Consider the following 11468-nt stretch of genomic DNA (forward strand, 5'->3'; position numbering starts at 1 on the left):
TTAACTTAAGACACAACCCACGCCGCTTTGCGTTTTTCAAAAAACGCGGCGATCCCTTCAACGGCCTCCGTACTTTCCCACCGCGCTACCAGCGCGGCCACCGACGCTTCAATATCGGCTTCACGAGGCGCACTGCCCAGTTGCAAGGCCAGTGCCTTGGCCTCGGCCACAGCGCCGGGCGCGCAGGCGAGATAAGGGGTGACTTCGGCTTCAATCGCCGCATCCAGATCGTCCGCGACCGAGGCCACAATACCAAGTTGCGCGGCTTCCTGCGCGTCAAACACCCGGCTTGACATGAACACCCGGCGTGCGTTGCCCTCGCCCATACGCGCAACAACATAAGGGCCAATGGTGGCTGGAATCACACCCAGCTTCGTCTCGGTCAGGCCAAATTTCGCACCTGTTGCCGCGACCGCCACATCACAGATGCAGGCCAGCCCGACACCACCACCAAAAGCGCTGCCTTCAATCCGCCCAATCACTGGTTTGGGCAAGCTGTTCAAAGCGCCTAACATTGCGGCCAGCTTGCGTGCCTGTGCCGCGCGGGTCGCCCCGTCTGCGTTGATCTGTACTTTCATCCAATTTAGATCACCGCCGGCGCAAAACATGCCATCCGCACCGGTCAGTACAATCACGCGAACCTCCGGATCAGCCGCTAACTGCGCCGCGACCTGCGCCAGTTCTGCAATCATCTGCCCCGACAAAGCATTGCGCTTCTGCGGTCGGTTCAAGGTCAGCGTGGCAACCCCGCGTGGGTCCACCTCCAAAAGCAGAGTTTCAAACATGTCGCATCCCTTTCGCCATTTCCGCCGCTTGCGTTATCAGCGCCGCGTCCAATCCGGTTTCAAACCCCAGCACGCCCAGATGCGCCACGACCGCCTCGGTGGCGACATTGCCAGACGCACCCGGCGCGTAAGGACAGCCCCCAAGCCCACCAACAGCGGCGTCAAACACCCGCAGGCCGCGCGCAAGAGAGGCATCGATATTTTCCAAGGCCCGCCCGCCCGTATCATGAAAATGCCCCGCCAATTGCGCGGGTGGCATCTCGCCCAGAGCGGCGTCCAGCATCTTGTCAATCGTCTCTGGCACACCGCGCCCGATCGTATCGCCAAGCGAGACCTCGTAACATCCCATATCCCGCAGGGCTGCCACAACATTGGCAACAGCGGCGGGTTTCACAGCCCCATCAAACGGGCAATCTGTCACGCAAGATACATATCCCCGCACTAGCAAGTCATCCTTTTGGGCAGCTTCGATGACCGGCACAAACCGTTCCAGACTTTCAGCAATCGAGGCATTCAGGTTTGCCTGCGAAAACCCTTCCGAGGCGCTGGCAAATACAGCAATCTCATCAGCCTTCGCTGCGCGCGCGCGTGCGTACCCCTTCATATTAGGCACCAGCGCAGCATAGGATACCGAAGGCTTGCGTCTGATCCCCTCAAGCACCTCGGCGCTATCTGCCATTTGCGGTACCCATTTCGGTGAAACAAAGCTCGCTACCTCGATCCTATGAAACCCAGCCTGCGACAGAAGATCAATAAGCGCAATCTTGTCATCGGTCGGGATGATGCGCGTCTCGTTTTGCAGCCCGTCACGGGGACCAACTTCGAATATCTCGACCTGCCTGCCCATTATCTTTTCCACAACGCCCCTGCAAAGGGCATCAGACCTCCCAAGCCGGATAAAACGGCTTATCATAAAGCCGCGCCCCGTCCGATGGCAGCGATGCCTGAAACGCCGGGCGCTCGGTGATCAGCGCATACCACTTGGACAGCGCCTCAAACGGTTCAATCGGCGCAAAATGCCGCGCCATATAGATCGCCTGCCCGCAAGAAATATCCGCAGCCGAAAAGCCGCTGCCGAGCAGGTAGTCGCGATTTTCCATAGGCGTGGACAAACGGTCTTCCAATGCAGCATAACATTTGCCCAGCCGCGCGGCCTCCAGCTTCATCACAATGGGCGATCGCATTGCATCTTCATAAAGTGCTATATGCTGTTGGGTCAGGGCTGCTGTATGCTGACTGATCGTCTCGGCAAAATGCACCCAAACCAGCCATGCCATACGGTCCGGATCACCGGGCGGACGGCCTAGCCCGTATTCCGGAAAGCGCTCACACAGATATTCGGTGATCGCCCCGGTCTCGAACATCCGCTCGCCTTCTATCTCAAGGGCCGGAACACGACCTGCCGGGTTCAGGTTCAGATATTCCGGCGCGCGTAATGATCGATCAAACGGGCGCAAAACCAGCTCAAACTCGGCCTTTATCTCATGCAACAACCACAAACTCCGCATAGAGCGCGTCTGCGGGGCATGATGCAGTCGGATCACTGATTTTCCTCCAGAAGAATAAGCTGATCCCCGGCCGCCACCTGCGCCCCCTCGGACACCATCACCTGCGAGACCACACCATCACGGGCCGCTTTCAGTTCGTGCTCCATCTTCATTGCCTCCAACACGGCCAACCGGTCGCCTTGCACCACGACATCACCGGGCTTGACCGCAACCACGCGGACCAGTCCCGGCATGGGCGCAAGCGTTATATCCCCGCCTGCCACCTCAGTGCTGCGGTCCAATGGATCGGGCACATCGAAATGATACGCGTTTGTCCAGAATACGCTTACCCCTCGCGCACTGCGCACAACCCGTGCCGTCACCTTCGCACCGTCCACAGCCCAGCTATCACCCATCCGCGCCACGTCATGAATGGCGCCTTCGATTTCAACCCTGAACTGTCCCGCAGCCAGCGTTGTCACGCGCGCCATAATCTCAAAGCCTTGGTAACACAAAGGCACATTCTGCTCCAAAGGCTGCCACAAGGTGAAGCCTGCAAGCGGCGTATCCCCGCTACCCAAAGCACAAACACCCGCCAATGCTTTTGTGCGTGAACAGGCCACAGGCTCTGTGCAGAGCGCGTCCAGATCGCGCGCAATCAACCCGGTATCCACGTTCCCTGCACCAAAGTCGTCATGCAGCGTCAGCGCGCGCAGAAAAGCGATATTCGTCACCGTTCCCGCAATATGGGTTGCGCCCAATGCGCGGGTCAGCTTGGCCAAAGCCCTGGCTCGGTCCATGCCATGAACGGTCAGCTTTGCAATCATCGGGTCGTAATAGGGGCTGATCTCATCGCCTTGCCGCACGCCCGTATCGACGCGCACCCAGTCGGGGAAACGTAAATGTTCCAACACTCCCGTCGCAGGCAAAAAGCCTGCCGGGACATCTTCCGCATAAAGCCGGGCCTCGAAGGAATGGCCACGAATTGACAACTGCTCTTGCGCCATCGGCAGGTCTTGCCCGCTGGCGACACGCAATTGCCACTCCACCAGATCGACACCGGTAATGGCTTCCGTGACAGGGTGTTCCACTTGCAGCCGTGTGTTCATCTCCATAAACCAGAACCGATCCGGGCGCAGGCCGTCCGACGCGTCCACGATGAATTCCACCGTCCCTGCCCCAGCATAGCCCACGGCCTGTGCGGCGCGCACCGCGGCAGCCCCCATCGCCTCGCGCATATCAGCAGTCATACCGGGCGCTGGCGCTTCCTCGATCACCTTCTGGTGGCGGCGTTGCAAGGAACAATCTCGCTCAAACAGATGCACGGCCTTAGTGCCGTCGCCAAAGACCTGAATTTCGATATGGCGCGGTTTTTCCACATATTTTTCGATCAGGACCGCGTCATTGCCGAACGCTTTCATGGCTTCTGACCGGGCTGCGTCCAATGCCGCATCGAAATCCGCAGCCTGATCGACACGGCGCATACCTTTGCCACCGCCACCTGCAACCGCCTTAATCAGCACCGGATAGCCAATCTGGGCAGCTTTTTCGGCTAAACCGTCCTGTGCCGCACCGTGATAGCCGGGGACGACAGGCACGCCTGCCTTCTGCATCAAGGCTTTGGCTGCATCCTTCAGGCCCATCGCCCGGATGGCCTGCGCGGATGGCCCGATAAAGACAAGCCCCGCCTGTTCAACCGCCTCCACGAAATCCGGGTTCTCGGACAAAAACCCATAGCCCGGATGAATAGCCTGCGCGCCCGTGGCCAAAGCAGCATCGATAATCGCTTGAGCGCGCAAATAGCTTTCTGCAGGAGTTGTCCCGCCCAATGATACCGCCTCATCCGCCAAAGCAACATGGCGCGCCGAGGCATCTACATCCGAGAACACAGCCACCGTCTGCACACCCAACCGCCGACATGTCTCGATAATACGACAGGCAATTTCACCACGATTGGCGATGAGGATTTTAGAGAACATGGGCACCAACAGCTCCGAACCCCTGAAAACAATACGTGTTACATCTACAATTCGGACTCAACAGATCCTGCTGCCTCACCACCATGACCCACTCTCCTTGTCTTTTAGATGTGTGCGAACATGTTCTGGCAAAGGCCAAGCATCATAATTCATGCCCGATAAAGGTCCACCGCGAGTGCCGCGATAGGCATGAGTATACAGTTCGCGGTGCAATACAATGTCGATCCTGCTCAGCGCTGCATCAACGCGGGTCTTCATATCATCAACCTGCGCTTCCAGTTTTGCCTCTTTGCTTTTACCTTTAATCCAGGTCGGCAGAGATAAATTTCTGAAAATCGCTTTCCCGGCCCCTAGCGCAATTAGCAGTACAAGATTGGCAATGATGGGGACGACGGCCATAGAAACAACGTCAAAGCCCATATCCCAAGTCAGCCAACCTTGCTTCTTCTTACCTTTCGCCAATTCCGCGCGCATCTGATCAAACTCTGTTACAAAAGTCTGGCGGAAATGACGCGCAAACTCGACACGATCAAAATCACTGCGACCAGCCCAAACCATTAACTTTGGTCGGACAAACATCCCTTGTTGTGATCGGTCCACGAATACTTCGAAGTCGAACAGAAAGAAGTAATCCTCCGGGTCGGTTGAGTTATGGATCAGATAAACCGGAATTTCGACTTCACTCCCAAGCGTCGGCAAGGTGATCTCGGGCAAAGAATCCCAGACCTTCTGGCCAAGTGCCTTTGGATCAACTGGCATTTTCATGCTCTACATCCGGAACACGCCGAAGCGTGTTTCCTCGATAGGCGCATTCAGGGCAGCTGATAACGATAGGAACAGAACATCGCGCGCCTTGCGCGGGTCGATCACCCCGTCATCCCAAAGCCGGGCAGAGGCATAAAGCGGGTGCGATTGTTGCTCAAACATATCAATGGTGGGTTGTTTGAACGCCGCTTCTTCTTCGGCAGACCATGTGCCGCCTTTACGCTCAATCCCGTCGCGTTTCACGGTTGCCAGAACACCCGCCGCTTGTACACCGCCCATGACTGAGATACGGGAATTGGGCCAGCTCCACATGAAGCGCGGCTGATAAGCCCTTCCTGCCATTCCATAATTCCCCGCTCCGAAAGACCCGCCGACCACCATGGTGATCTTCGGAACGCTTGTGGTTGCCACGGCTGTGACCATCTTTGCCCCATGCCGCGCGATGCCTTCATTCTCATATTTCTGGCCAACCATGAACCCCGTGATGTTCTGCAAGAACACCAACGGGACGCGCCGCTGAGAACACAGCTCTATGAAATGCGCGCCCTTCTGCGCGGCTTCTGAAAACAACACACCGTTATTTGCGATGATGCCTACCGGACAGCCATGAATATGGGCAAAGCCCGTAACCAGAGTTTCGCCAAACCGCGCCTTGAATTCGTCGAACCGGGACCCATCGACCACGCGCGCGATGATCTCGCGGATGTCGTAGGGCGTGGTCAGTGATGCGGGCACCACACCCAACATCTCTGCCGGGTCATAGCTTGGCTCTTCGGGGCTTTGCCACTGAACGCAGGACGATTTGCGGTGGTTCAGATGGCCAACGGCCCGCCGTGCAAGGGCCAGCGCATGGGCATCATCTTCCGCCAGATAATCGGCCACGCCAGACAGGCGCGTATGCACATCCCCACCGCCAAGGTCTTCGGCACTGACCACCTCGCCCGTTGCCGCCTTGACCAGCGGCGGTCCCGCCAGAAAAATCGTGCCCTGATCCCGCACGATGATTGTCACATCCGACATCGCAGGCACATAGGCCCCGCCAGCTGTGCAGGACCCCATGACCACCGCGATCTGCGGAATACCCTTGGCGCTCATCCGGGCCTGATTGTAGAAAATCTTGCCAAAGTGATCCCGGTCGGGGAAAACCTCATCCTGATTTGGCAGGTTCGCGCCGCCACTATCGACCAGATAGATGCAAGGCAGATGACACTCTTCGGCAATTTCCTGGGCGCGCAGGTGCTTTTTGACCGTCATCGGGTAGTATGTCCCGCCCTTTACGGTCGCGTCATTGCAAACGACCATGACGTTCCGCCCTTGCACGCGCCCGACACCGGCGATTACGCCCGCGCAGGGGGCCGCACCATCGTAAAGACCGTGGGCTGCAGTTGCGCCAACCTCCAGAAATGGGCTGCCCGGGTCCAGCAAGTTCGCCACACGATCACGGGGCAACATTTTGCCGCGTTTTACATGACGCTCGCGCGGGCCTTCGCCACCACCCATCGCCGCCAGCCGGGCCGCCTTGGACACCACGTCCAACATGGCAAGATTGGCAGCCTCATTGGTTTTGAATGTCTCTGACGAAGCGGTAATGGCCGAGGAGAGTTTCATCTTATACCCCTTGGCGCATATCACGCAGTTGCAAAGCCCGCTGCGCCGTGAAGACCATCATACAATTAGCATGCACGATGGACCGGATCGAACCACCTTGCCACCGCGTGTATTTGAGTGCGCAATCCGCATCACGAAAGGAAATCCAGGCACGCTGCGCGTCTTGCAGGCTTTGCTTTAGTTCTGCGCCAGACGCGTCGGAGCCAGCGGGGGCAGAGCGCGCATCAAAATCTGCGCGCAAGCCACGGTATTCTTCGTTCAGAATAGCATCCCATTCAGCAGTCTCGGCCCCAATACATTCGGCGATCCCAATCGTCGTGCCGCCCGTCGGTGTGCCCTGACAGGCATCCGATGCGCTGCCCAGACAGTCCGGCGACGTGTCAGCTATTGCTGTGTTCGCAAAACATGCGCGCACGGTTTGAACATCTACCTCAAGACCCTGCGCGAAGGCAGGTTGGGCAAAAGCCAGAAGGCTGGCAGCCAAGGCGGATGAGAAAACTGCTCTCATGTCGCCGCTTCCACCTTAAACAAAACCCGCACGACAAGGCCCGCAAAAACAAAGACACCCGGAATAGATCCGCCCCAGAACAACAGTCGATGTAAATCATCAGACGACGTACCAAATGACGGATACAACCACAGATAAATTGCCCCGATCACTGCCGCGACTATGCCCATCGCCGCAATTACTTTTAAAAATCTTTGCCACAAGGGCCCGCGCACTCTGGATTTCACATTGCAATTCCGGCAGGTCACGCCGCTGGAATATCCTTTACTCCAAAGCCTCAGGCTGTTTAGCCACAAGCGCAGAAACGGCAAGCTTCGCCCACAAAATGAACATTCCAGACCTGCAATTTTAGAAAACACCTTCATTTATACCTCCAACTCTGTAAGCGCACATCGATGTGCAAGGCTGTTGTGGCGCAAAAGAGCGGAGAAACAAACCGTTCATCGCCCAAAGTATAGCTTTGGCATGCGGAAAACTGCTCGCAGCTTTGTGTAACAGAAGATATCAGGCAGGTTTTCACCCCATCGCCCCCATCAATTCCCGACCGATCAACATTCGCCTGATCTCGGACGTACCCGCCCCGATCTCCATCAGTTTAGCGTCTCGGAACAGGCGCGATACCGGGCTGTCATTCATGAACCCCGCGCCGCCCATGGCCTGAACCGCCTGATGTGCCTGCACCATGGCCTGTTCGGACGCGTAGAGTACGCACGCCGCTGCATCCTGACGGGTGACTTGCCCGCGGTCACAGGCTTTGGCGACCTCATAAACATAAGCACGGGCTGAGTTCATGGCAGTATACATATCGGCAATCTTGCCCTGCATCAGCTGGAACGACCCGATAGGTTTGCCAAACTGCTTGCGTTGCGCAAGGTAGGGCATGATTTCATCCAGACAGGCGGCCATGATGCCAGTGCCGACCCCCGCCAGAACCACGCGTTCATAATCCAGGCCGGACATCAGAACGGCAACGCCGTGCCCCTCTTCCCCCAGCACATTTTCAAACGGCACTTCAACGTCTTCAAATACCAGCTCTGCCGTGTTGGACCCGCGCATCCCCAGCTTGTCGAAATGTGCAGAGGTCGAGAAACCCGCCATGTCTTTCTCGATGATAAACGCAGTAATCCCCTTACTGCCCGCCTCAGGGTCGGTCTTGGCGTAAACCACAAGCGTCGAAGCATCCGGCCCGTTGGTGATCCAGTATTTCGTCCCGTTCAGGCGGTAATGATCATTGCGCTTTTCGGCACGCAGCTTCATCGAGACGACATCGGACCCCGCGCCCGCCTCTGACATGGCAAGGGCGCCGACATGCTCCCCCGAGATCAGCCCCGGCAGATAGCGCGCCTTTTGATCCGGTGTGCCATTCAGCTTGATCTGGTTCACACACAGGTTCGAGTGCGCGCCATAAGACAAAGATACCGAGGCACTGGCCCGCGCGATCTCTTCCACTGCGATTGTATGGGCAAGGTAGGACATACCCACCCCGCCGTCCTGCTCATCAACGGTTATGCCCAGCAAACCCATCTCACCCATCTCGCGCCACAGCTCGGGTGGGAAAGTATTGGTTCGGTCGATCTCGGTAGCCATCGGCTTAACCCGATCCTGCGCCCAGCGATGCACCATTTCGCGCAGGGCATTCACATCTTCCCCTACGTCAAAAGTCATGGTTGCGTTGAACATATTTTTCCCCGTTAATTGAACACGTGTTCAGTTGTATGAAGCGAGATCTTAAACTGTCCAGCTTTTAACTTGCATCATTCGGGGATTCGGCCCCAACTTTGTCGCAATTAATTATCGGGGACTAAGTTGTAACGTATGATCTATCTTGCCTTTTACAGGGGAGAGGGTCGGTTTTTTAACGATACTGTCGTGCGCTTCATCACGCGCTCGGAGTTTTCGCACTGCGAACTATTCACCAGTTCCGAGCCTCCGCTTCCCGGAGAAACCCATCGTTGTGTCACCGCCGTTGGCGTTGAAGGCGGTGTACGTATCAAAGATGTAACCTTTAAACCCGGGCGCTGGGAATTTACGCCTGTCCCATGGGCCAGCCCAAATGCCTATGATCAAGCGATCAACATGAAAGGCGGGTATGATTACCTAGGGCTGCTCTGTACGCAGTTCATCAATCTACGCCGTCATGCGCCGGATCGGTGGTTCTGCTCTAAACTTTGCGCGAAAGCGCTGGGCTTAAGTGAAGCGCATACCTATTCCCCCGGCGATCTGAAACGGGTCGTGGAAGAACATAATCGTATCTACCGGCTGGCACAGCTTACAGGTGGTAAGATTGTGCGCCCTGCAAAAATCCCACACGGCGCGAACGTTTCACCCGGTCCTGGCAACGCGCTGCCCCAACCGAAGAGCTTCGCTTTGAATGATCCGGGCAATCAGGCGACATTCCTCCACACTGAACGTCAGCGGCAAGCGCATGTCCAGCAGGCCCGCCAGCACCCGATCCGTCCGCGGCAGGTTCTGCGCCCGCGCATAGCGCCAGCTGTCATAGCGCGACGTAAAGCCGATCGGATCAGGGGCCCCGAACCACTTCAGTTCCACCCCACGTGCCGCACAGGCAGCGGCGAAGTCATTGATTTCATCGGCGCTCGCATGCGGCAACAGGAACTGGAAGGATGAGCCCACAAAGCGCCCGGCAGGATCACGGTCAATAATCCGCAAACCGGGCGTATTGCGCAAACCTTCCTCTACCACCGCGTATCGGGCGTTCCATGCATCAACCTGCGCGTCGAGTTGGCGCAATTGCGGTCGCAGGATTGCGGCGCGTAGATTGTCCATGCGGCCTGAAATATTGGGGGTGTCCCATTTCACCTGCTCAAACGCTTCAGGTGGCGGGGCCGCGAGATGACGAGGATACAGCATGTAGCTGCCCGACTGAATGATCGCGCGGGCCATAACATGATCATCGTCCGAGACCAGAAAGCCGCCCTCGCCCGAATTCACATGTTTGTAAGTCTGGCAAGAATAGCATCCGATAATGCCATGCCGCCCGGATGGTATACCGCGCCAACTGGCCCCCATCGTATGGGCACAATCCTCGATCACCTGAACATGCCCATCCGCGCAGATTTGCATCAGGCGGTCCATATCACATAGATGCCCGCGCATATGGCTCAGCAGCAGGATACGCGCGCCGGAACTGTCGATCTTCGCCCGAAGATCATCCAGATCGATAGTCAACTGTTCCGTGACCTCAACGAAAACCGGCTCTGCACCAACGCTTGCAATCGCCCCCGGCACCGGTGCCAAAGTGAACCCGTTGGACAGAACCTTGTCACCCGCTTTGACCCCGACTGCGCGCAGGGCGCAGCCCATCGCATAGCCACCCGAAGCCACGGCCAGCGCATATTTCGCCCCGGTCAGTGCCGCGAATTCCTGTTCCAAAAGGGCCACTTCCCCAACTTCCCCCTCGGCCACGTTATAACGGTGCAACCGCCCATGGCGCATCACCGCAATTGCCGCTTCGATCCCATCTTCCGGGATTGGTTCCTGCTGCGTAAAGCTGCCTGTGAAGACTTCGTCCATGGTGCCTCCGGTTCTACTGATCAGTCTGCGCCCAGATATACGGTCAGGTCAACCAATCAACTGTGCGACAACGCCATCCAGCTGATCATAACGATCCAAAAGTGCATCGGGGTTCAAAGCCAGCACATCCTGTCGGCCCGGACCAAAGGTGACAAGAACCGAGGCCACCCCGGCTGCGCGGGCGGTTTTGTGATCAGTCAGCGTGTCGCCAACCAGCAAAGACGCCCCTATCTTGCCACCTGCACGGCGCACAGTCTCGGCATAGGCTTCTGGGTCAGGTTTGCGCACCGCAAGCGTATCGGCCCCAATCAGAGCGTCGAATATATCGTGGAAATCCAGTGCGCGCAGAAGCTTTTCTGCCAGCTTTTCGGGTTTATTGGTGCAAATGCCAACACGATAGCCAGCAGATTTAAGCCGTATCACCGCCTCGCGCGCACCATCATAAAGCACCGTATGATGATCGATCGCATCGCCATATGCCGCCAGCAGCACAGGGTATTGCGCATCAATATGCCCTTCGAAGTCACTCAAGCCCAACCGCTGAAAACCAGCGGTCAACATAGCGCGCCCACCTTTCAACGCTGTTCCCGCATCCTCTTCGACGCTCAGCACATTGCCGTGACCTAAACCACGAAAACAGGTATTGGCCGCCGCAATCAGATCGCCACTGGTGTCGGCCAATGTACCATCCAGATCGAAAATTACTGTCCGCATCCACTCTGCCCCATTGTAACGCAGCGAAACCTCTTTTGAGAGGCGCACCCTTGCGCCGCCGCCGCATACGGATAGAACGAACGTCAAA

Annotated in this window: 11 protein-coding genes; all 11 read right to left on the reverse strand. The window is 57.2% G+C overall.

The window, feature by feature from the left end; translation table 11 throughout:
- Positions 1-5: 5 nt before the first annotated feature.
- On the reverse strand, positions 6-785 hold the full coding sequence (locus ACZ1HF_RS06495) for a crotonase/enoyl-CoA hydratase family protein (RefSeq protein WP_472656731.1): 780 nt from the start codon (positions 783-785) through the stop codon (positions 6-8).
- Entirely contained in the window at positions 778-1632 is an 855-nt protein-coding gene (locus tag ACZ1HF_RS06500; protein ID WP_472658993.1) for a hydroxymethylglutaryl-CoA lyase, read from the reverse strand. The genes ACZ1HF_RS06495 and ACZ1HF_RS06500 overlap by 8 nt, the downstream gene beginning before the upstream one ends.
- A 31-nt stretch (positions 1633-1663) precedes the next feature.
- The gene (locus tag ACZ1HF_RS06505; protein ID WP_472656732.1) at positions 1664-2329 is read right to left on the reverse strand and encodes a glutathione S-transferase family protein; all 666 of its coding nucleotides are present in this window, start codon (positions 2327-2329) and stop codon (positions 1664-1666) included.
- Complete coding sequence (locus ACZ1HF_RS06510) at positions 2326-4251, reverse strand: acetyl/propionyl/methylcrotonyl-CoA carboxylase subunit alpha (RefSeq protein WP_472658994.1); 1926 nt, start codon at positions 4249-4251, stop codon at positions 2326-2328. Before ACZ1HF_RS06510 ends, ACZ1HF_RS06505 begins: the two co-directional genes overlap by 4 nt.
- A gap of 75 nt (positions 4252-4326) precedes the next feature.
- Positions 4327-5016 carry a hypothetical protein gene (locus tag ACZ1HF_RS06515; RefSeq protein ID WP_472656733.1) on the reverse strand — a complete coding sequence of 230 codons (690 nt, stop codon included), beginning with the start codon at positions 5014-5016 and terminating at the stop codon, positions 4327-4329.
- 3 nt (positions 5017-5019) lie between these two features.
- Positions 5020-6624: a carboxyl transferase domain-containing protein gene (locus ACZ1HF_RS06520; protein ID WP_472656734.1), complete on the reverse strand. Its 1605-nt coding sequence runs from the start codon at positions 6622-6624 to the stop codon at positions 5020-5022.
- A gap of 1 nt (position 6625) precedes the next feature.
- A complete protein-coding gene (locus ACZ1HF_RS06525) occupies positions 6626-7132 on the reverse strand; it encodes a lysozyme inhibitor LprI family protein (RefSeq protein WP_472656735.1) in 507 nt (168 codons plus the stop codon).
- Positions 7129-7497 (reverse strand): hypothetical protein, encoded by a 369-nt coding sequence (locus ACZ1HF_RS06530; RefSeq protein WP_472656736.1) that lies wholly within the window; start codon positions 7495-7497, stop codon positions 7129-7131. Before ACZ1HF_RS06530 ends, ACZ1HF_RS06525 begins: the two co-directional genes overlap by 4 nt.
- Positions 7498-7648: 151 nt before the next feature.
- Positions 7649-8812: an isovaleryl-CoA dehydrogenase gene (locus ACZ1HF_RS06535; protein ID WP_472656737.1), complete on the reverse strand. Its 1164-nt coding sequence runs from the start codon at positions 8810-8812 to the stop codon at positions 7649-7651.
- 642 nt (positions 8813-9454) lie between these two features.
- Positions 9455-10666 (reverse strand): DegT/DnrJ/EryC1/StrS family aminotransferase, encoded by a 1212-nt coding sequence (locus ACZ1HF_RS06540; RefSeq protein WP_472656738.1) that lies wholly within the window; start codon positions 10664-10666, stop codon positions 9455-9457.
- A 48-nt stretch (positions 10667-10714) separates the two neighbouring features.
- Entirely contained in the window at positions 10715-11380 is a 666-nt protein-coding gene (locus ACZ1HF_RS06545; protein WP_472656739.1) for an HAD-IA family hydrolase, read from the reverse strand.
- Positions 11381-11468: the final 88 nt, after the last annotated feature.

Source organism: Litoreibacter sp. GN1-5 (assembly GCF_055693805.1).

What these genes read in the sequence shown, in the direction of transcription:
- ACZ1HF_RS06495 (WP_472656731.1), bottom strand. Translation starts at nt 785, where the DNA reads ATGTTTGAAACTCTGCTTTTGGAGGTGGACCCACGCGGGGTTGCCACG.
- ACZ1HF_RS06500 (WP_472658993.1), bottom strand. Translation starts at nt 1,632, where the DNA reads ATGGGCAGGCAGGTCGAGATATTCGAAGTTGGTCCCCGTGACGGGCTG.
- ACZ1HF_RS06510 (WP_472658994.1), bottom strand. Translation starts at nt 4,251, where the DNA reads ATGTTCTCTAAAATCCTCATCGCCAATCGTGGTGAAATTGCCTGTCGT.
- ACZ1HF_RS06515 (WP_472656733.1), bottom strand. Translation starts at nt 5,016, where the DNA reads ATGAAAATGCCAGTTGATCCAAAGGCACTTGGCCAGAAGGTCTGGGAT.
- ACZ1HF_RS06520 (WP_472656734.1), bottom strand. Translation starts at nt 6,624, where the DNA reads ATGAAACTCTCCTCGGCCATTACCGCTTCGTCAGAGACATTCAAAACC.
- ACZ1HF_RS06525 (WP_472656735.1), bottom strand. Translation starts at nt 7,132, where the DNA reads ATGAGAGCAGTTTTCTCATCCGCCTTGGCTGCCAGCCTTCTGGCTTTT.
- ACZ1HF_RS06530 (WP_472656736.1), bottom strand. Translation starts at nt 7,497, where the DNA reads ATGAAGGTGTTTTCTAAAATTGCAGGTCTGGAATGTTCATTTTGTGGG.
- ACZ1HF_RS06535 (WP_472656737.1), bottom strand. Translation starts at nt 8,812, where the DNA reads ATGTTCAACGCAACCATGACTTTTGACGTAGGGGAAGATGTGAATGCC.
- ACZ1HF_RS06540 (WP_472656738.1), bottom strand. Translation starts at nt 10,666, where the DNA reads ATGGACGAAGTCTTCACAGGCAGCTTTACGCAGCAGGAACCAATCCCG.
- ACZ1HF_RS06545 (WP_472656739.1), bottom strand. Translation starts at nt 11,380, where the DNA reads ATGCGGACAGTAATTTTCGATCTGGATGGTACATTGGCCGACACCAGT.